15 protein-coding genes are annotated in these 20432 nt (G+C 69.7%); 5 read left to right on the forward strand and 10 right to left on the reverse strand.

Translation table 11 applies throughout. The features are described from left to right. Window positions 1-72: 72 nt before the first annotated feature. Window positions 73-3453 carry a bifunctional lysylphosphatidylglycerol synthetase/lysine--tRNA ligase LysX gene (gene lysX / locus G528_RS16845; protein ID WP_051198499.1) on the reverse strand — a complete coding sequence of 1127 codons (3381 nt, stop codon included), beginning with the start codon at window positions 3451-3453 and terminating at the stop codon, window positions 73-75. A gap of 57 nt (window positions 3454-3510) precedes the next feature. On the opposite strand from lysX, the gene G528_RS0108125 reads away from it, so the two are divergent. Continuing rightward, window positions 3511-3729 carry an RNA-binding S4 domain-containing protein gene (locus G528_RS0108125; RefSeq protein ID WP_026918541.1) on the forward strand — a complete coding sequence of 73 codons (219 nt, stop codon included), beginning with the start codon at window positions 3511-3513 and terminating at the stop codon, window positions 3727-3729. Between the two features lie 62 nt (window positions 3730-3791). On the opposite strand, the gene G528_RS0108130 is transcribed toward G528_RS0108125, so the two are convergent. The 4 genes from G528_RS0108130 to gltB all read right to left on the reverse strand — a co-directional run bounded on the left by G528_RS0108130 (window position 3792) and on the right by gltB (window position 11643). Further along, the gene (locus G528_RS0108130; RefSeq protein ID WP_156890391.1) at window positions 3792-3938 is read right to left on the reverse strand and encodes a hypothetical protein; all 147 of its coding nucleotides are present in this window, start codon (window positions 3936-3938) and stop codon (window positions 3792-3794) included. Between the two features lie 147 nt (window positions 3939-4085). Then, window positions 4086-5126 carry a DUF6777 domain-containing protein gene (locus G528_RS18015; RefSeq protein ID WP_026918543.1) on the reverse strand — a complete coding sequence of 347 codons (1041 nt, stop codon included), beginning with the start codon at window positions 5124-5126 and terminating at the stop codon, window positions 4086-4088. Window positions 5127-5570: 444 nt separating this feature from the next. Further along, window positions 5571-7025: a glutamate synthase subunit beta gene (locus G528_RS0108140; RefSeq protein WP_026918544.1), complete on the reverse strand. Its 1455-nt coding sequence runs from the start codon at window positions 7023-7025 to the stop codon at window positions 5571-5573. Continuing rightward, window positions 7018-11643 carry a glutamate synthase large subunit gene (gene gltB, locus G528_RS0108145; RefSeq protein WP_026918545.1) on the reverse strand — a complete coding sequence of 1542 codons (4626 nt, stop codon included), beginning with the start codon at window positions 11641-11643 and terminating at the stop codon, window positions 7018-7020. Before gltB ends, G528_RS0108140 begins: the two co-directional genes overlap by 8 nt. Window positions 11644-11877: 234 nt before the next feature. Between gltB and G528_RS16855 the strand changes: the two genes are divergently transcribed. The 4 genes from G528_RS16855 (at window position 11878) to G528_RS0108170 (ending at window position 17070) form a co-directional block, all read left to right on the forward strand. After that, window positions 11878-12882 carry an alpha/beta hydrolase gene (locus tag G528_RS16855; protein WP_035719378.1) on the forward strand — a complete coding sequence of 335 codons (1005 nt, stop codon included), beginning with the start codon at window positions 11878-11880 and terminating at the stop codon, window positions 12880-12882. Between the two features lie 130 nt (window positions 12883-13012). Beyond that, a complete protein-coding gene (locus tag G528_RS0108155) occupies window positions 13013-14464 on the forward strand; it encodes a catalase (RefSeq protein ID WP_026918546.1) in 1452 nt (483 codons plus the stop codon). Window positions 14465-14651: 187 nt separating this feature from the next. Beyond that, complete coding sequence (locus G528_RS0108165) at window positions 14652-16436, forward strand: DUF2207 domain-containing protein (RefSeq protein ID WP_026918547.1); 1785 nt, start codon at window positions 14652-14654, stop codon at window positions 16434-16436. A 73-nt stretch (window positions 16437-16509) separates the two neighbouring features. Next, a complete protein-coding gene (locus G528_RS0108170) occupies window positions 16510-17070 on the forward strand; it encodes a LemA family protein (protein ID WP_026918548.1) in 561 nt (186 codons plus the stop codon). Between the two features lie 10 nt (window positions 17071-17080). Here G528_RS0108170 and G528_RS0108175 read toward each other — a convergent pair whose 3' ends face one another. Genes G528_RS0108175 through G528_RS0108195 form a run of 5 tightly spaced genes read right to left on the reverse strand, consistent with a single transcriptional unit; the run spans window position 17081 to window position 20410 of the window. Further along, window positions 17081-17344: a hypothetical protein gene (locus tag G528_RS0108175; protein ID WP_026918549.1), complete on the reverse strand. Its 264-nt coding sequence runs from the start codon at window positions 17342-17344 to the stop codon at window positions 17081-17083. A 24-nt stretch (window positions 17345-17368) separates the two neighbouring features. Beyond that, window positions 17369-17803: an SRPBCC family protein gene (locus G528_RS0108180; RefSeq protein ID WP_026918550.1), complete on the reverse strand. Its 435-nt coding sequence runs from the start codon at window positions 17801-17803 to the stop codon at window positions 17369-17371. Continuing rightward, window positions 17803-18669 carry a lysophospholipid acyltransferase family protein gene (locus tag G528_RS0108185; RefSeq protein ID WP_169515239.1) on the reverse strand — a complete coding sequence of 289 codons (867 nt, stop codon included), beginning with the start codon at window positions 18667-18669 and terminating at the stop codon, window positions 17803-17805. The genes G528_RS0108180 and G528_RS0108185 overlap by 1 nt, the downstream gene beginning before the upstream one ends. A gap of 29 nt (window positions 18670-18698) precedes the next feature. Next, window positions 18699-19325 (reverse strand): MBL fold metallo-hydrolase, encoded by a 627-nt coding sequence (locus tag G528_RS0108190; protein WP_026918552.1) that lies wholly within the window; start codon window positions 19323-19325, stop codon window positions 18699-18701. After that, window positions 19322-20410 carry an S-(hydroxymethyl)mycothiol dehydrogenase gene (locus G528_RS0108195; protein ID WP_026918553.1) on the reverse strand — a complete coding sequence of 363 codons (1089 nt, stop codon included), beginning with the start codon at window positions 20408-20410 and terminating at the stop codon, window positions 19322-19324. The genes G528_RS0108190 and G528_RS0108195 overlap by 4 nt, the downstream gene beginning before the upstream one ends. Between the last annotated feature and the right edge of the window lie 22 nt (window positions 20411-20432).

A 20432-nucleotide genomic window follows, 5' to 3' on the forward strand; every position in this document is an offset into this window, starting at 1 on the left:
TGGTGCCACACATTCCATCCCCGCCTGGGAAGTTCCTCTATTGACAGTTCTGCCAATTGACAGCCTGTCCGCTCACTGCTCGGGTCGAGCGAGCGGGAAGGCGAGCGACTCGCGGATCGACTGTCCGGTGATCAGCATGACGATCCGGTCCACTCCCAGACCGAGGCCGCCGGTGGGCGGCATCGCGTACTCCAGGGCGGTGAGGAAGTCCTCGTCGAGTTCCATCGCCTCGGCGTCGCCGCCGGCGGCGAGGATCGACTGCTCGGTGAGCCGTGCGCGCTGCTCCACCGGGTCGGTCAGCTCCGTGTACGCCGTCCCCAGCTCCATGCCCCAGGCGACGAGGTCCCATCGCTCGGCGACGCCGTCGATGCTGCGGTGCCCGCGGGTCAGCGGTGACGTCGATGTGGGGAAGTCGATGTAGAACGTCGGGAACTCGGTCTCCTTCTCCACCAGCTGCTCGTACAGTTCGAGCACCAGATGCCCCGCATCCCAGTCGGGTCGAAACGCGATCCCCATCCCTCGGCACAGCTCACGCAGACCCTCGACGGTCGACGCCGGAGTGACCTCGCTGCCCGCGGCCGCCGACACCGCCGCGTGCACACTCGTCACCGGCCACGGCCCGGAGATGTCGACGACCTCGGTCTCGCCGTCGGGGCCGATGCGCTCGATGACCGGCGCACCGTTGGCCGCCGTCGCCGCGGCGATGATCAGTTCCCGCGTCAGCTCTCGCATCGACTGGTAATCACCGTGCGCCGCATAGGCTTCCAAACTCGTGAACTCCGGATTGTGCGAGAAGTCGACGCCCTCGTTACGAAAATTGCGACCGATCTCGAAGACCTTCTCCACACCGCCGACACACAGTCGTTTGAGGTACAGCTCCGGTGCGATCCGCAGGTACAGGTCCATCCCGTACGCGTTGATGTGCGTGCGGAACGGCGTCGCGTTGGCGCCGCCGTGCACGGCCTGCAGGATCGGCGTCTCCACCTCGAGGTACCCGCGGGACGCCAGCTGGTCGCGGAGCGCCCGCACGACGGTGCTGCGCGTCTCGAGTAGCGCCCGGCTCCGGGCGTTCACCGCCAGGTCGACGTACCGCTGCCGAACCCGGGCCTCCGGATCGGCGAGCCCGGCCCACTTGTCGGGCAGCGGATGCAGACACTTGCCGTTGAGACGCCAGTGCGTCGCGAGAACCGACAGTTCTCCGGACCGGCTGGTCCCGACCGTCCCGGTCACCTCGACGAGATCACCCAGATCGACCGTCTCGGCGAAGTCCAACGGCTGCCCGGTCACGGCGGCGGACTCCACCAGCACCTGCACGCCGCCACTTCGATCATGCAGGTCCGCGAACGCCACCCCGCCGAAATCCCGTTTGCGGGTGACCCGACCGGCCACACGGACCTCGGTGCCGTGCACCGCACGGGCCTCCGCCACCGTGTGCGTCGGCGGCCGCGCGGGCGGATAGGCGTCCACCCCGTCCGCGCGCAGGCGTGCCAACTTGTCCAGCCGGACGCGCACCTGCTCCGGTCGGTGCACCGCGGGCCGCATCCGATCGCGGGCCTCCGCCGCCAACTCGTCGCACAGTTCGCTCACGTCGACACCGGCCGGAATCGACGAGACGCCGCCCCGCGACCGCTCCATCCGGCGTCGAGCCCCCGGGAGTCGGACGAACCCCTCGGCCACCATCGACGCCAGCGCCACCCGCGGCGTGGCCCTGCCGTCCTCGTAACAGATGAACCGCGGCACCCAGTCGGGCCGATATTTGGCGTTCGACTTGTACAGCGACTCCATCTGGAAGAACTTCGAGAAGAACTTCAACACCCCGTACACGACGCGCATCACCGGCCTCGCCCCCACCTGGGCGCCGTATTCGAAGACGTCACGGAAGGTCGCGAAGTTCAACGAGATCCGTGTGACGCCCACCGACCCGGCGTTGCGCGCCAACTCCGAGACCATCGTCTCCACGACGCCGTTGGGCCCCGAGCGGTCCCGTCGCATGAGATCCAACGACACGCCGCCGGTGCCCCAGGGAACGAACGAGAGCATCCCGATGACCCGCTCATCCGCCCCTCCGACGCCCTGGACGGCCTCCACGAGCAGGCAGTCGCCGTCGTCGGGGTCGCCGACCCGTCCCAACGCCATCGCGAAGCCGCGTTCGTCGTCGGTGTCGCGCCACTGATCAGCACGCCGGACCACACCGAGCACCTCGTCCACCGACAGTTCGCTCATCCGTCGCATGCGCACCGAGATCCCGAGGCGCTTGACCCGAGACACCGAGCCGCGCACGCCCTTCATCGCGGACCCGGACAGGCTGAAGCCACGGACATCGAGGATCGCCTCGTCGCCGATGTTGATGGCCTTGAACCCCGCCGCGACATACGCCTGCGCCCCCCGGGCGCCGGTGCCGAGCGCCGCCGGCCGCCACCCGTACCGCTCACACAGGGCCACGAACTCCGCGACGGCCTCCGTCCACGAATCGGGGTCGCCGATCGGGTCGCCGCCCGCGACGGCCGTCGACAGTTCGACCCGATAGGTGATCGCCGCGCGGGCGTCGGGAGAGAACACGACCGCCTTGTCGCGGCGGGTGGAGAAGTACCCCAGGGAGTCGTCGTCACCGTAGACCGCCAGCAACGCCCGGATCACGCGCTCGTCGTCCGACGTCATCAGCGACGCCAACCGCTGGGACCGGAACAGCACGACCGCGGCCGCGATCAGGGCGGCCGCACCGAAGAGACCGAGCAGCCAGTTGACCACCCAGGCGGCATGGTGCGACGTGAAGCCCGGAACGTCGATCGTCGCGAACGCCACGACGTGGTTGAAGGCGTACGGCAACCGCTCGTGCGGTTCCAGACTTCGCGGCCACAGCGACACCAGTCCCCACCCCACGAACGTCCCCGCGGCCAACCCGACGGCCAGCACGGCGGCCGCACCGAGCACGGCGCCGCGCCGCACCCGCGTGTGGAACTGCCGGTAGCTGACCGCGAGGATCGTCAGGAGCAGCGCGTCGACGATCAGCCCCGCCAGCGACGACCGCCACTGGGTGACGTACCCCGGATCGGAGGCCGCCACCAGCACGGTCAACAGGTTCACCAGGCCGTACAGCAGCAGGAAGATCACGGTCAGCCACCATGCGACGCGTTTGCGCAGCGACAGCGACACGGCGACGAGGGCGAGCACGACCGTCCACGCCAGGCTCGTGGCCGGCATCGGGAAGAGGTAGTCGTCGACGAAGGTGCGCGGTACCCGGATGAGCCGCCGGAACGGCCCGATCAGCGCCGTCAGCAACGAGATCGCCGCGAGGACGCCCACCACGGTGCCGGCGATGTCCGGCACCCGCCGACCGAGTCCGCTCGGATGGGCGATCCGTCGCATCGCCGCCGTGGACCGACGGTTGGCCTCCGCCCGCCGCCGCGACGACCGCTCGCGGTCGCCGACTCGATGCGCCTCCCCAGCTGTCATGGAGTGAATTTATCGGCCCGGTGAGGTCGAGCGATAGGGCCGAGGCACAATCGTGGCGTGGATCAAATCGAGATCAGGGACGAGTCCATCCGACTGGGGCAGTTCTTGAAGCTGGCCTCGCTCATCGAGTCGGGGGCCGATGCCAAAGCGGTGATCGCCGACGGGATCGTCACCGTCAACGGCGAGGTCGAGACGCGGCGCGGTCGCCAACTGGTCCCCGGCGACGTGGTCGCGATCGGCGGCGTCGAGGTGGAGGTGTCGCGGCACTCGCGGTGATCCCCCGCAGCGATCCCCAGTAGCCGATCCCCCGCCGGGAATCCCTGCGGTGTGGCAGCCGGTCAGCCGGCCAGGCGCAACCGGTCGAGTTCGCGTGCCGTGACGAGACGCTCACGCTGCTCGGCCAGTGCCCGCGGCGACCGGCGCCAGACACCGACCGCGCGTGCGAACGTCGTGCGCGACGGCTTGCGACGACGAGTCGACGACATGTAGTTCACCTTCCCCACTTCCTCGGCGGCCCGACGGATCCGTCGTTGCGGCCGCACCTGTCCCCTCTGTCGTCCAGGGTGTCGCGATCGTTAGCCTACCGCCACCGAAAGAGGCCCGTTTCACACCCGCGGTGACACCTCTCGGGGTCACTCCTCCTTGGTGAACGTCAGCGGATCGGCGGACCCCTCGGTGACCTCCATCGTCATCGTCGTGTCGACGACCGTCATGGTGGCCTTGAAGTCGCCGCAGTTCGATCGGCGCGTCTGCGAGATCATCGTGACGAAGACCTTGTTCCGCTCCCGTCGGTCCTCGGAGAACCGGACCACGCAGTCCGACGACGTGTGCGAGGTGCCGTACCGCATCTCGCCCTCGAACGCGACGGCGTTGTCGTTGATCATCGTGACCCTGGAATCGGTGTTCCACGTGGCCGTGCCCGCCCACGTTCCCTTCAGGTCGAGGGCGAAGATGCCGATCGGCATGTCGACCCGACCACCCGAGCCGTCGACGTCGACCGCCTCGAACCGCTGCACGTCGGCGCCGCCGGGAACCACGCGGACCACGCGGTCCGACGAGTAGTCCGTCCACGGCGGAGATCCGGCACCGGGATCGACGGCCGCCGTATCGGGCGCCGAGAGCGGGCTGGCGCCGGTGCATCGGACGCGCGGGACGCCGCGCTTGTCGACCAGGACCGGGGTACCCGCCTGCAGCACGGTGGGCACTCCGACGGCCTCGCCGTCCGAGTACCGATGATCGGTGACCCAGGTGTCGTGCACCAGTACCAGGGAGGTGAGGCCGGTGACGTAATCGCCGACGTCGCCCGGACGGTTGCCGGTGACCGACGAGAACGCGGCCGCCCGACCCGAGTCCGCCGCGATGTACTCCGCGACACCGCCGCCGTCGCAGGTCAACTCGTCGAGGGTCCCGCCGTACAGGCCGGGACTGGTTCCGCGCACCTCACCGGACGAGTTCTGTCCGCCGGACTGCTCACCGAGCGTGCGCACGGTGTTCTCGCCGAGCGGCGACAGGCGCGCGAAGTCGCCGCCGAACGCATCGCCCGCCATCTCGCCGGCACGCAGGTACTCGGGTGCCTCGGGTCCGGTGTCGAACCAGCCGAGCCGCCACCCCGCCAGCCCGACGCCGGCCGCGACCACGACCACGCTGAGGAACGCCGTGATCCCCAGCAGCACGTTGCGTCCGCGGTGCCGGCCGGGACCGTGCGGCGGGGGCTGCGGAGTCGGGGGCTGCGGAGGCGGGGGCTGCGGAGTCGGCAGCGGAGGCGGCGGCAGCGTCGGGGGCGCACTGTAGGAGCCGGCCGGCCGGCCGTACGCCCCGGGCGCAGCTCCCGGCGGGGGACCGTACGAGCCGGGCGGCGGACCGTACTGCCCGGGACGCCCCGCGGGTCCGGCGGGTCCGGCGGGGCCGCGACCGTGTGGCGGCCCACCCCCTCGGTAGCCCCCAGCGTCACTGCCCCCGGGATACGGACCCGCCACCGCTCACCTCGTTTCGCCGAATGCGGTGAGCGTATCCCCCGTCCGCCGGCATCGGCGGCGTCCCCCCGACGACACCGGGACAGATTCCACTCTTCGATCGACAACGGGTCCCGTCCGGCCGCGACGCCGACCCGTCGGCCCCTACCGCTGCGCCACCTGCGTCGGGACGATCGGCGCAGGCAGCTCCGTGGATCCCATCAGGTACGCGTCCACGCCGGCCGCGGCCGCGCGTCCCTCGGCGATCGCCCACACGATCAGCGACTGACCACGGCCCGCGTCGCCGGCGACGAACACCCCGGGGACTCCGACGGCACCGAAGTCGTCGCCGCGTGCCACCGTCCCGCGATCGCCGTACGCGACGCCGAGACCGTCGAGCAACGGTCCCCGTTCGGGACCGACGAACCCCATCGCGAGGAGGACGAGTTCGGCCTTCAGCTCGAACTCGGAACCCTCGACCCGCTCGAAGCGCCCCTCGACCATCCGCACCTCGTGGGCACGCAGACCCGTGACGCGGCCGTCGGACCCGACGAACTCCTCGGTGTTCACGCTGAACACCCGATCTCCGCCCTCCTCGTGCGCCGACGACACCCGGTACATCAACGGGTACAGCGGCCAGGGCGTCGACGCGGCCCGTTCGACCGGCGGACGCGGCATGATCTCGAACTGGTGCACCTCGGTCGCCCCCTGCCGCAGGGCCGTGCCCAGACAGTCCGCACCGGTGTCGCCGCCGCCGATGATCACCACGTGTTTGCCCGCCGCGGTGATCTGCCCGTCCACGGTGTCGCCGTTGGCGACGCGGTTCGCCTGCGGCAGATACTCCATCGCCTGGTGGACGCCGTCGAGGTCGCGGCCGCCGATCGGCAGATCACGACCGACGGTGGATCCGTTGGCGAGGACCACGGCGTGGAACTCCGACCGCAGCCGGTCGACGCTCACGTCCACGCCCACGTCGACACCGGTCCGGAACACGGTGCCCTCGGCCGTCATCTGGGCCAGCCGCCGGTCGATGACGTACTTCTCCATCTTGAACTCGGGAATCCCGTAGCGGAGGAGGCCCCCGATCCGGTCGGCGCGCTCGAACACCGTCACCTCGTGGCCCGCCCTGGTGAGCTGCTGTGCGGCCGCGAGCCCGGCGGGACCGGAACCGACGACCGCGACGCGGCGGCCGGTCCGCAGCGACGGCGGCACCGGCGCCACGGTGCCGTCCTCCCACGCCTTCTCGATCAGCTCGCGTTCGACCTGTTTGATGGTGACCGCCGGCTGGTTGATGCCCAGGACGCACGACGCCTCACAGGGTGCCGGGCAGAGCCGCCCGGTGAACTCCGGAAAGTTGTTCGTGGCGTGGAGCCGCTCCATGCCGGCCTCCCACTGGTCGCGGTAGACGAGGTCGTTCCATTCCGGAACCAGATTCCCCAGCGGACAACCGTTGTGGCAGAACGGAATGCCGCAATCCATGCAGCGGCTCGCCTGCGTGCGGAGCGTCTCTCGCGAGAAGTCGGTGTAGACCTCCCGCCAGTCGGTCAACCGCAGGTCGACGGGCCGCCGCTGCGGCAGCTCCCGGTCCGTGTGCTTGAGAAAACCCTTCGGATCAGCCATGTGCCGCCTCCATGATCGCTTCGTTCACATCTCGCTGTGAGCGCTCGGCGGCGTCGATGGCGACGAGCACTCTCTTGTAGTCGCGGGGCATCACCTTCACGAAGTGACTCCGCTCGCGGTCCCAGTCGTCGAGGATCGACGACGCCACGGTCGACCCGGTCTCATCGCGGTGCTCCACGAGAAGATCGGTGAGCGCCGTCAGATCGTCGGGGTCGAGGTCCTCGAGGTCGACCAGTCCGGTGTTGAGCCGCGCGGGGAACTCACCGCGCGGGTCGTACACGTAGGCGACGCCCCCGGACATTCCGGCCGCGAAGTTACGTCCGGTGGCGCCGAGGATCACCGCGATGCCCCCGGTCATGTACTCGCAGCCGTGATCGCCGACCCCCTCGACGACGGCACGGACGCCCGAGTTCCGGACGCAGAAGCGTTCGCCGACCCTCCCGCGGAGGAACACCCTGCCCGACGTGCCGCCGAAGGCGATCACGTTGCCGGCGATGATGTTCTCGTGCGCCGCATATCCCTCGGGGACGCCCTCGGGCGGGCGGACGACGAGCGTGCCGCCCGACAGTCCCTTGCCGACGAAATCGTTCGCGTCGCCGTGCAACCGCATGGTGATCCCGCGGGGGACGAACGCTCCGAAGCTGTTGCCCGCCGAGCCGGTGAAGTCGATCGACACCGTGCCCTCCGGGAGGCCCTGGGCGCCGTGCGCCTTGGTGATCTCGTGGCCCAGCATGGTTCCGACGGCCCGGTCGACGTTTCCGATCGGCGACGACAGCGTCACGCGAGTGCCGGAATCGATCGCCGCGCGGGCCTTCTCGATCAACTCGTTGTCGAGCGCTCGGTCGAGTCCGTGATCCTGCCGGCCGGAGCAGTACCGGTCCTGATTCATGAACGGCGTCTCGGGGTCCGCCAGGATCGGCGAGAGGTCGAGTCGACCGGCCCTGTGGTCCCGCCAGTGCGCCAGGGCCCGGCGGGTGTCGAGCGCCTCGACGTGGCCGACCGCTTCCTGGAGGGTGCGGAATCCCAACCGCGCCAGGAGCTCTCGCACCTCCTCGGCGATGTAGCGCATGAAGTTCTCGACGAACTCGGGTTTGCCGGAGAACCGTTCCCGGAGCAGCGGATTCTGGGTGGCGACGCCGACGGGACAGGTGTCGAGGTGGCAGACGCGCATCATGACGCAGCCCGACACCACCAACGGTGCGGTGGCGAAACCGAACTCCTCACCGCCGAGGAGGGCCGCGATCATCACATCGCGTCCCGTCTTGAGCTGCCCGTCCACCTGGACCACGATCCGATCCCGCAGCCCGTTGAGCAGCAACGTCTGTTGAGTCTCGGCCAGACCGAGTTCCCACGGCGCCCCCGCGTGTTTGAGCGAGGTCAACGGGCTGGCGCCGGTGCCGCCGTCGTGTCCGGAGATCAGCACCACGTCGGCGTGCGCCTTCGACACCCCGGCCGCCACGGTCCCCACCCCGAGTTCGGAGACGAGCTTCACGTGGATCCGCGCGGCGGGGTTGGCGTTCTTCAGGTCGTAGATGAGCTGCGCCAGATCCTCGATCGAGTAGATGTCGTGATGCGGCGGCGGCGAGATCAGGCCGACTCCGGGCGTCGACCCGCGCACCTGCGCGATCCACGGGTACACCTTGTGCGGAGGAAGCTGTCCGCCCTCGCCCGGTTTGGCGCCCTGCGCCATCTTGATCTGGATGTCGGTGCAGTTCGTCAGGTAGTGGCTGGTGACGCCGAAGCGCCCCGACGCCACCTGTTTGATGGCGCTGCGCCGCCAGTCCCCGTTCTCGTCGTGCGCGAACCGGCGCGGGTCCTCGCCGCCCTCGCCCGAGTTCGATCGGCCGCCGAGCCGGTTCATCGCCACGGCGAGGGTCTCGTGCGCTTCGGCGGAGATGGAGCCGAAGCTCATCGCGCCGGTGGAGAAGCGTTTGACGATCTCGGCGGCGGGCTCCACCTTGTCGAGCGGGATGGGGTCGCGGTCGCCGAAGTTGAAGTCGAACAGTCCGCGCAGCGTCCCCAGCCGCTCGGCCTGATCGTCGACCATCCGGGTGTACTCCTTGAACACCGAGTACTGACCGGTGCGGGTGGAGTGCTGCAGTTTGAACACGGTGTCGGGATTGAACAGGTGGTACTCGCCCTCGCGGCGCCACTGGTACTCGCCGCCGACGTCGAGTTCGCGGTGCGCGCGCTCGCTGGGACGGCGGCTGAAAGCCGTCGCGTGGCGGCGCGCCACATCGTCGGCGATCTCGTCGAGACCGATGCCGTCGAGGGTGCTCGTCAGGCCGGTGAAGTATTCGTCGACGAGGTCCTGACCGAGGCCGATCACCTGGAACAGCTGCGCGCCGACGTACGAGGACACCGTCGAGATCCCCATCTTGCTCATCACCTTGAGCACACCCTTGCTCGCGGCCCGCAGGTAGTTGGCGCACGCCTCGTCGACCCCGAGGTCGGGCGACTCCAGGGAGCCCGACGCGAGCAGGTCCTCGATCGTCTCGAAGGCCATGTACGGGTTGATCGCGGACGCGCCGAAGCCGATGAGGGCCGCCATGTGGTGGACCTCGCGGGCGTCACCGGTCTCGACGACGATGTCGGCGCGCGTCCGGGTCCGCTCACGGACCAGATGGTGGTGGACCGCCGACGTGAGCAGGAGCGACGGGATCGGTGCGAGGGTGTCGTCCGACTCCCGGTCGGACAGCACGATGATGCGTGCGCCGTCGTCGATGGCCGCCGACACCCGTGCGCGGATGCCGTCGAGCGCGCGGCGCAGCCCCTCTCCGCCCTGCGCCACCGGGTACAGGCCGTGAATGTGCACCGACGGGAACCCGGTCGCCTCGTCGATCTCGATGAGACGCGACAGGTCGACGTTGTCGATGATGGGCTGCGCCAGGACGATCTGGTGGGCCGAGGAGGGCGTCGGATGCACCAGGTCGCGCTCGCCGCCGATGCGGACGCGGAGGCTGGTCACGATCTCCTCGCGGATGGCGTCCAGCGGCGGGTTGGTCACCTGCGCGAACATCTGCTGGAAGTAGTCGAAGAGCATCCGCGGGCGTGACGAGAGGACGGCGACGGGCGTGTCGGTCCCCATCGATCCCAGGGCCTCGGCGCCCGACGTGGCCATCGGCGCGATCAGCATCCGGACGTCCTCGGCCGTGTACCCGAACACCTGCTGACGCAACCGCACCCGGTCGTGCGGCATCCACCGACGCGGCGGCGCCGGCAGGTCGGCCAACGCGACCTGTTCGGCGGCGAGCCACCGGCCGTACGGGTGCTCGGCGGCCAAGCGGTCCTTGATCTCCTCGTCGGAGACGATGCGTCCCGCAGCGGTGTCGACGAGGAACATGCGTCCCGGCTGCAGCCGACCGCGGGCCACGACGTCGGCGGGGTCGATGTCGAGAACCCCGACCTCCGAGCCGAGGATCACCAGCCCGTCGGCGGTGACCCAGATGCGTGAGGGGCGCAGGCCGTTGCGGTCGAGGACGGCACCGACGACGGTGCCGTCGGAGAAGCACACGCTCGCCGGGCCGTCCCACGCCTCCATCAGCGCCGAGTGGTACTCGTAGAACGCCCGGTGTGCGGCCTTCATGCCCTCGTGGCGTTCCCACGCCTCGGGCACCATCATGAGGACGGCGTGCGGCAGGCTGCGCCCGGAGAGGTGGAGGAACTCGAGGACCTCGTCGAACCGCGCCGTGTCGGATGCGCCCGGGGTGCAGACGGGAAAGATCTTGGCCAGATCGCCTGCCTCGAAGCCGCCTGTTCCGGCACCGCGGATCAGCGACTCGCGTGCTCGCATCCAGTTCTCGTTGCCGGTGACGGTGTTGATCTCGCCGTTGTGGGCCACCCGGCGGAACGGATGCGCCAGCGGCCAGGACGGGAAGGTGTTGGTGGAGAATCGGCTGTGCACCATGCCCAGGGCGCTCTCGACACGGTGATCGGCCAGGTCGAGGTAGAAGTCGCGCAACTGCGGCGTCGTCAGCATCCCCTTGTAGACGAAGGTCTGACTCGAGAGGCTCGGGAAGTAGACGCCGCTGCGACCGGGCGCCTCGCCGCGGCGGCCCCCGTCCGCACCCGCCTCACCCAGTTCGTACTGGATCCGCTTGCGCACCACGAAGACCCGTCGCTCGAGGTCCATTCCCGCGATGCCCGCAGACGCTCCGGACGGATCGCCCGCGAGGAAGATCTGGCCGAAGCTCGGCATGGCGTCCCGGGCCAGGGCACCGAGCGACGAGTCGTCCACCGGCACCTCGCGCCACCCCAGCGTCGTGAGGCCCTCGTCGGCGGCGATCGCCTCGATCGCGGCGATCGCCTCGCGGGCCTCGATGGCGCTCTGGGGCAGGAAGGCGATCCCGGTCGCGTACTGGCCGGGGTCGGGGAGCGGGAAGTCGACGGTCTCCCGGAACAGTCGGTCCGGGACCTGGATCAGGATGCCCGCGCCGTCACCCGTGTTGGGTTCGGCGCCCGCCGCACCGCGGTGCTCGAGGTTCGCCAGCGCGGTGATCGCCTTGTCGACCACGTCGCGACTGCGACGACCGTGCATGTCGACGACGAAGGCGACGCCGCAGGCGTCGTGCTCGTTGGCTGGGTGGTAGAGCCCGACGGGCCCCGGCATCTGCTTCATGAAACTGCCTACTCCGTACGCCACGCTGCGCACTGTCACGTACTGGAGAGAGACCCGATCCGCGCGGCGACGGGGTGACCGTCGCGAACCGCTGTCGGGGATTCAGCGTCATTGCTGGCCCGCTCGCGTCCACGTCGCCGGATGCTCGCGGCCGTCGGGGCGTGAACGCAGAGAACAGTGCGAACATCTTCCCACATCACCCCGAGTGAGGCAAAAACGCGATACGGTCTCATCGTGCCTACGATCTCGCGGTCCGAGTCGGCCCGCACCTCACTGCGCTCGCGCGCGTTCTCGAGCGCGACCTTCGCCTCGCGCCCCCTCATGTCCGCACTGGGGACGGGTGCGATCTCGCGCCCTCACCTGCTCACCGCCGCACGTCCGGGCCTCAACGCGTCGCTGTCGCTGCTGAGTCCTGTTCCACGTGGAACAATCACCACGCAGGTCGTCGAGTCGACGCCCTCGGGCCAGGTCCGCGGTGAATGGATTCACCAGCGCGATCCACTGGTCTCCGGCGTCCCCGACCCCCGATCGGGGGCGTCGATCGTCTACTACCTCCACGGCAGCGGTTACGTCATCTGCTCACCGCGCACCCACCGCGGCCTGGTCTCCCGGCTCATCCGCCGGACCGGGATCGGCGCATTCGTCCTCGACTATCGGCTCGGGCCCGAGCATCGATGGCCCGCGGCGGGCGACGACACCGTGCGCGGCTACCGCTGGCTGCTCGACCGCGGTTTCTCCGCATCCCAGATCATCGTCGCCGGCGACTCGGCAGGCGGCCACCTGGCGCTCGACCTCCTGGCCGCGAACCATCGCGACGGCGTGGAGCAGCCCCGCGCCATGGCTCTCTTCTCACCGCTCTACGACCCGACCTTCGGCCTGGCCCGGAATCTCGAGAAGCTCGGGGTCCGCGACCCGATCATCGATGTTCGCGGCGCGCAGAGGTTCCTCGGGCTGTACACGGCGGGCGCCGATCCGCTCGATCCGCGCATGCGGATCACCCTGCCGCCGGACCTCACCCCGCCGCCGACTCTCATCCAGGTCGGCGGGCGCGAGATCATGGCGGACGACTCACGCACGCTGCACCGGCGACTCCTCGACGCCGGCGGCACGTCGACACTGCAGGTCTGGCCCGGCCAGGGGCACGTCTTCCAGATGTTCCCCTACTTCACCAGGGAGTCCCACGACGCGGTCCGCGAAGCGGCCGCCTTCATCGCCGACCACGCGACGATCCCCTCCTGACCCAGCGCCTCGCCGATCGACATCCGCGAGTGCGGGCACACCCGCGGATCCGCCGCTAAGCTCGGGCGTGGGCCCCGGGGAACGGCCCCGCGGCTTGACAGCTCACAATCACATGGCTCGGGAGGGCGACATGTCCGAAGAGACCCGTTACACCACCACCGACTCCGGCGCACCCGCCGGAAGCGACGAGAACTCTCTCACCGTCGGCGCCGGCGGTCCCATCGTTCTGCACGATCACTACCTGATCGAGCAGATGGCGCAGTTCAACCGCGAACGCATCGCCGAACGTCAGCCGCACGCCAAGGGCAGCGGAGCCTTCGGCACCTTCGAGACCACGGCCGACGTCTCGGCGTACACGTGCGCCTCGCTGTTCCAGCCGGGCGTGAAGACCGAGATGGTCGCCCGCTTCTCGACGGTCGCCGGCGAACGCGGCAGCCCCGACACCTGGCGAGACCCGCGCGGTTTCGCACTGAAGTTCTACACCGACGAGGGCGTGTACGACCTGGTCGGCAACAACACCCCGGTGTTCTTCATCAAGGATCCGATGAAGTTCCAGCATTTCATCCGCTCGCAGAAGCGGCGCGCCGACAACAATCTGCGTGACAACGACATGCAGTGGGACTTCTGGACGCTCTCCCCCGAGACATCGCATCAGGTGACGTGGCTGATGGGTGACCGCGGCATCCCCCGGACGTGGCGCCACATGAACGGCTACGGCTCGCACACCTACCTGTGGGTGAACGCCGCCGGCGAGAAGCACTGGGTGAAGTACCACTTCATCTCCGATCAGGGCGTCGAATGCCTCACCCAGCAGGAGGCCGACGACTTGGCGGGCCGCGACGGCGACTTCCACACGCGCGACCTGTTCGAGTCGATCGCACGCGGAGACCATCCGAGCTGGACGCTCAAGGTGCAGCTGATGCCCTACGACGATGCGCCCGGATACCGCTTCAACCCGTTCGACCTCACCAAGGTGTGGCCGCACGCCGACTACCCGCTGCACGAGGTCGGCCGCATGACGCTGCACACCAACCCGACCGACAATCACGCTCAGATCGAGCAGGCGGCCTTCGAGCCGAGCAACACCGTCCCCGGCATCGGGTTCAGCCCCGACCGCATGCTGCTCGGCCGGGTGTTCGCGTACTCCGATGCGCACCGCGCCCGACTGGGAGCGAATTACAAGCAGATCCCGGTCAACCGTCCCCACAACGAGGTGCGCAGCTACTCGAAGGACGGCGCGATGCGGATCGACCCGGTGAGCGATCCGGTGTACGCGCCCAACTCCAAGGGCGGTCCGGCCGCGACCTACCCCGGTCAGGCCGAGCCGCAGTGGGCCGCCGACGGCGACCTCGTGCGCACCGCCTACGTGGAGCATCCCGAGGACGACGACGTCACGCAGGCCGGAACGCTGGTCCGCGACGTCATGGACGACGCCGAGCGCGAACGGCTCGTCGGCAACGTCTCCGGACATCTGCTCGGCGGCGTCAGCGAACCGGTCCTCGAGCGGGCCTTCCAGTACTGGAAGAACATCGACGGCGATCTCGGCGCCGCCATCGAGAAGCGCGTCCGCGCCGGCGGCTAGACGGCCACCCGCGCAGCGGGACGCACGAGGTGCTGCAGCGCGAGAACGCTACAGCGCGAGACACCGGATCCGCGACGCGGTGACGGGCACGACACGTGCTCGTCGCCGCGCCGCGTGTCGTTCCGGTGCTCGACCCGGTCCGGGGAGTCCACCCGACGACGGCACCGAACGCCACTAGGATCGAGACATGCAGCGGATCTTCCTGACGGTGATCGCCGCGCTCGCGACGCTCGTCGGAGTGTTCTGGCCCCTCGTCGGCGGCAGCCAGTCGTCGAGCAGCGACACCGTCGACCCGGTGACCGTCACCTCGTACCGCGCCGACTACCGCCTCGACACCGAGGGGACGCTCCGCGCTACGGAGACGTTGACGACGTCCTTTCCCGGAGGTCGGCACGGGATCTTCCGATTCTGGGACGTCACCGACGGCGCCACCGGAGCCACCGGCGAGAACCGGGGGGTGCGGTACCGCCCCCGCGACATCTCCGTGACGATGGACGGCGCGACGGTCCCCGTCGAGATGAGCACCGAAGACGGCGGACGGGTCGAGGTCGCCCGCATCGGCGACGCCGACCGGTACGTGATGCCAGGCGAGCACGAGTACACGATCTCGTACACGATCGACGGGGCCATCGCGGCCGACCCCTCCCGCTTCGTGTGGCGCGTGGTCCCGAACGGCTGGACGATGCCGATCCGCGAATCGACCAGCACCATCCACTTCCCGGAGGCGCCCACCGAGTTCCGGTGCACCACCAACGACGCCGGTCCGTGCCGGGTGTCCGAGCCCGATCCGCTGACGCGGGTGGTCACCACCGGTGCGCTCTCCCCCGGCAAGGGCGTCGCCGTCCGTGCCGATCTCCCGTTCGCCGCCCCGGAACGCAGCACCGTGCCGTGGTCGGTGGCCTTCGACCGGGTCTTCGGCCGATCGGTGACCCCCCTGGTCATCGTCCTGGTCGCCTCGATCGCGACGTTCGCCGCCGGATTCGTCCTGATGTGGCGGAGCCGCGAGCGTTCGCCGCTGCTGCCGGTGATGTACGAGCCGCCCGCCGACCCGCAGAATCCGGGCCGCCCGCTGGGGCCGGTCCAGACCTATTACGTCGAGTACGAGGCATTGCCGGACAAGGCGCTGCTGTCGACGATCTTCCACCTCGCCGACCGCAAGCACGTCGTCCTCGACCGCGACGAGGACGGCACCTGGACGGTGACCTCACAGCTCACCGGGGAGGACTTCGGTGCGCTCGACCCCGCGCAGCGGGCCGTGGTCGCCGCCCTGGGGCTGGCGCAGTCGGGCGCCGTGTTCCGCGCCGACCGGTCCGCCGCAGCGGGCAAGCGCCTGTCGACCGCGAGCACCGAGCTGTCGGCCGTCACCCGCCAGTGGGGTCTGGCCAGCGGCACCCTGATGCGCAGCGGCACGGAGCTCTTCAGTCGCGCCGCCGTCGTCGGCAGCATCGCGCTGGCGGCGATCGGGATGATCACCTCGGTCCTCCCCGGTACCGCACTCGCGCTTCCGTTCGCGGCGTTCGCCGTCGGCGGGGCCGGCCTCTTCGCCCGCGGCGTCGGGACCCGGCGGACTCGACTCGGCCGCGAGGTCTGGTCCCGTGCCGGCGGCTTCGAACGGCTGCTGTCGACGCCGTCGAACCGCGACCGCCTCGACTTCTCGGCCCGCACGGAGCTGTACACGAGCTACATCCCCTATGCGATGGCGTTCGACTGCGCCGACGCGTGGGCGGCCAAGTACCGGTACGTGACCGGTCACGAGCCGCCCGAGCCCGACTGGTTCGGTCCGGCGTACTACCTGTCGGTCGCCTCGTACGGGGCGTTCGGCTCCGGCTCCGGATTCGACAGCTTCTCCTCGAGCGTCTCGTCGGCGATCTCGGCCTACAGCGCCTCGCAATCGTCGAGCAGTGGCGGCGGGGGCTTCGGCGGCGGCTTCGGGGGCGGCGGCGGAGGCGGCGGCGGAGGCGGCTCGTGGTGACCGACCCGCGACATCCCGAACACCCGACCCATCGCGTTCCATCGACAGAAATGAGATTCCGACCGTGACCACCGTGATCGTCATCGTCGTCCTGATCGTCCTGCTGGTCCTCGCCGCAGGATTCGTCATGATCGGCTTCAACAAGCTCCGCAAGGCGGACATCGCAGCACAGGAGGCGCTCGGCGGCATCGACGTCCAGCTGACCCGACGCGCCGACCTCATCCCGAATCTGGTGAACACCGTCAAGGGATACGCCTCCCACGAGGCCGGCGTGCTCGAGGCCGTGACCGCCGCCCGGGCCAGCGTCCAGCAGGCGGCGCAGGGCGGATCGGTGGCGGGCAAGGCCGCCGCCGAAGCGCAGCTCTCCGGGGCCCTCGGCCGTCTGTTCGCCGTCGCGGAGAACTACCCGCAACTGCAGGCCGCCCCCAACTTCATGGCGCTGCAGAACGAACTGTCCGACACCGAGAACAAGCTCTCGTTCGCCCGCCAGTACTACAACGACGCCGTCTCGCAGCTCAATCAGGCGGTGCAGACCATCCCGTGGATGCTGTTCACGGGGATGTCCGGGGTCAAGGCACGTGAGTTCTACCAGGCGCCGGCCGGCCGCGAGACACCCCCGGAGGTCTCCTTCTGACGGGCTCGGCTCACGGTTCCCACCGCTCGCTCGTACTCGGATAGCGGACACGCAGGTAGCTGTAGAGATACCAGCTGACCACCAGGGCGATCGCCGATCCGGCCGCCCACCAGAGCCACCCGTTGAGCAGGTCGGAACGGACGGCGGCGAGGATCCACGCGAGGACGAAGACCGTGGTCGCGATGGTCGCCAGCAGTCGGACCGTCAAGACGATCAGGGCCGCGACCGACCACAGTGCCCGTCGTCCGACCCCCGGCTCCGATGTGTTCCCCATGGGTCGAGCGTAGGCTCGCGGCGCTCAGTCCGGGAACTCGATCGAATGCCGCAGCTGCTCCAGCACGGCTTCCGCGCTCCGGGCGACGTACCCCTGGACGAGCCGAGCGGTGAGTCGCCCGGTGATCGCGCCGCCGATCAGGAAGTCGAACGTCACCGAGACCGTCGAGCCGTCACCGTCGGGTACGGCCTCGAACCGGGCGGAGTGGCGGAACCCGCTCACCGCATGCCAGGCCAGGACGCCGTCGGACGCGTGGTCGATCCGCACGGTGCCGCCCATGTACATGGTCCCGAGCACGATGAACACCGACCACTGCTGCGCGCCGTCCGCGGCGTCGTCGGTCCGCGCCGCGCGACCCAGCGTGCTCACCGCCGCCATGACCGCGGCCGGATCGGTGACGACCCGCGCGGCGTCCCGCACCGGCCGTCGCACCGTGATCGAACGGGTCGTCGCCGCCATCAGCCGATCACCGGGACCACGGTCTTGGCGGCGAGTTTCGACAGCGCGACCTGCATCACGGAGGTCACGTAGTCGTAGGCTTCATCCCAGTCCGGCACGGCACCGTCGGGATCCGTACCGTCGGGATCGGTACCGAACCGCTCGCGGAGGTCGATCGGCGGAAGGACCTCGATCCGGATCTTGGCCGGCAGCGGCACATGCGGGAGATCGGCGGGCAGGAAGCCCCACGGGATGCTCATGCTGATCGGCAGCGTCTTGACCCGCAGGAGCTTGTCGATCCCCAGGCGCCGCGCGGTGTCGCGGCCGTCGTTGAGGACGACGAAGGTCTCCTGGCCGCCGGTGGCGACCACGGGAACGATCTTCACGCCGTTCTCGTATGCGAGCTTCAAGAAGCCCTTGCGGCCGTCGAAGACGATGCGGTTGCGGTCGCTCCACGGGCGCAGAGCCTCGACGTCGCCGCCCGGGTACACCAGGACGTTGGCGCCCTGCGCGAGCAGCCGACCGGCGCCCTCCACGTCGGCCTGGATCATCCCGAAGCGTCGGGCGAAGTCGCCGACGACGGGCACCTTCATCACCAGCTGGTGCGCCAGCCCCGCCAGCGGCCGCCCCTCCACCGTGAAATAGGTGTGGTAGGCGAGCATGAACACGAAGGTGTCGGGCACGTTGGCGCCGCCACTGTGGTTGCCGACGAACAGCACGGGCTCGTCGGGCACGTTCTCGAATCCGCTGACTTCGGCGCGGAAGTACAGTCGCGCCGCCAGCCAGAACCGCGGGAGCATCTCCCGGATGAACTCCGGATCGCGGGCCTCCAGCCCCTCGGGTCCGCCTTCGAGTGCGTGCCGCGCCATCGACAACGGGGTCGTCACCAGCGATCTCAACGCGCGCGACGAGATCATCAGTGGCCCCGACGGATCCACTCGTCCAGGTCGCCGGCCTCCGCGCCGATCGTGGTCTCGTCGCCGTGACCCGTGCACACGCGGGTCTCGGGGTCGAGCACCAGAATGCGGTCGCGGATCGAGGCGATGATGTCGTCGAAACTCGAGAACGAGCGGCCCGTCGCGCCGGGACCGCCCTGGAACAGGGTGTCGCCGCTGAACAGGACCTTCGCCGACGGTGCCCAGATGACGCAGGAGCCGGGCGAATGCCCCGGGGTGTTGATGACCTCGAGGGTGTCGCCGCCGACGCGGATCTGCTGCCCGTCGGTGAGTTCGCCGTGGGGTACGCCCGGATGGGTCTGCTCCCAGAGCATCTCGTCGGCCGGGTGCAGGAGGATGGGGGCGTCCGTCGCCTCGGCGAGTTCGGGGGCGACGCCGATGTGATCGTTGTGCGCGTGGGTCAGGACGATGGCGACCACTCGACGGTCGCCGACGGCCTCCAGGATCGGCGCGGCGTCGTGCGCCGCGTCGATGATGACGGCCTCCGACTCGTCGCCGACCACCCAGACGTTGTTGTCGACATCCCAGGTGCCGCCGTCGAGGGAGAAGGTTCCGGACGTGATGACCCGGGTGATGCTGAGGTTCACAGCTCCACCACCGATCGCAGCACGCGGCCGGCTTCCATGGCGCGGAACGCCTCCTCGACGCCATCGATGCCGATGCGTTCGGTGACGAACTCGTCCAGGGGGAGCCGTCCCTGCAGGAACAGGTCGATGAGCATGGGGAAGTCCCGTTCGGGCAGGCAGTCGCCGTACCACGAGGACTTCAGCGCGCCGCCGTGGCTGAAGAAGTCGACGAGCGGCATCTCGAGGGTCATCTCCGGCGTCGGTACGCCCACGAGCACCACCGTGCCCGCGAGGTCGCGGGCGTAGAACGCCGTCTGGTACGTCTCGGGGGTGCCGACGGCGTCGATCACGACGTCGGCGCCGAAGCCTCCGGTGAGGTCCTTGACGGCCTCCGCGACGTCGGTCACGGCCGATCCGTCGATGGTGTGGGTGGCACCGAGGTCGGTGGCCCACGCGAGCTTCCCGGCGTCGCGGTCGACGGCGATGACAGTGGTCGCTCCGGCGAGCCGCGCCCCGGCGATCGCGGCGTCACCGACGCCGCCGCAGCCGATCACGGCGACCGAGTCGCCGCGCTGGACTCCACCGGTGTTGATCGCGGCGCCCAGACCGGCCATCACGCCACAGCCGAGGAGGCAGGCGACCGCCGGGTCGGCTGCGGAGTCGACCCCGGTGCACTGACCCTCGTGGACGAGGGTCTTCTCGGCGAACGCCCCGATGCCGAGCGCGGGGGTGAGTTCGGTCCCGTCCGCGAGGGTCATCGGCCTGCTGGCGTTGAACGTGTCGAAGCAGTACCAGGGACGGCCGCGTGTGCACGCTCGGCACTCCCCGCACACCGCACGCCAGTTCAGCACCACGAAGTCGCCGACCGCGACGTGCGTCACATCCGAGCCGACGGCCTCGACGGTGCCGGCCGCTTCGTGCCCGAGCAGGAACGGGTACTCGTCGTTGATCCCGCCGGTCGCGTAGGCGAGGTCGGTGTGGCAGACTCCGCACGCGCTGATCGCCACCAGCACATCGTTGGGGCCCGGGTCGGGGATCGTGACGTCGACCAGTTCGGTCGGCGCGTTCTTGGCTCGGGAGACGACTCCCTTGACGACGGTGGCCACCGCTGTCTCCTCCTAGGATCTG

The sequence above is a fragment of the Gordonia shandongensis DSM 45094 genome (genome assembly GCF_000423025.1).
In the GTDB taxonomy this organism is placed as follows: domain Bacteria; phylum Actinomycetota; class Actinomycetes; order Mycobacteriales; family Mycobacteriaceae; genus Gordonia; species Gordonia shandongensis.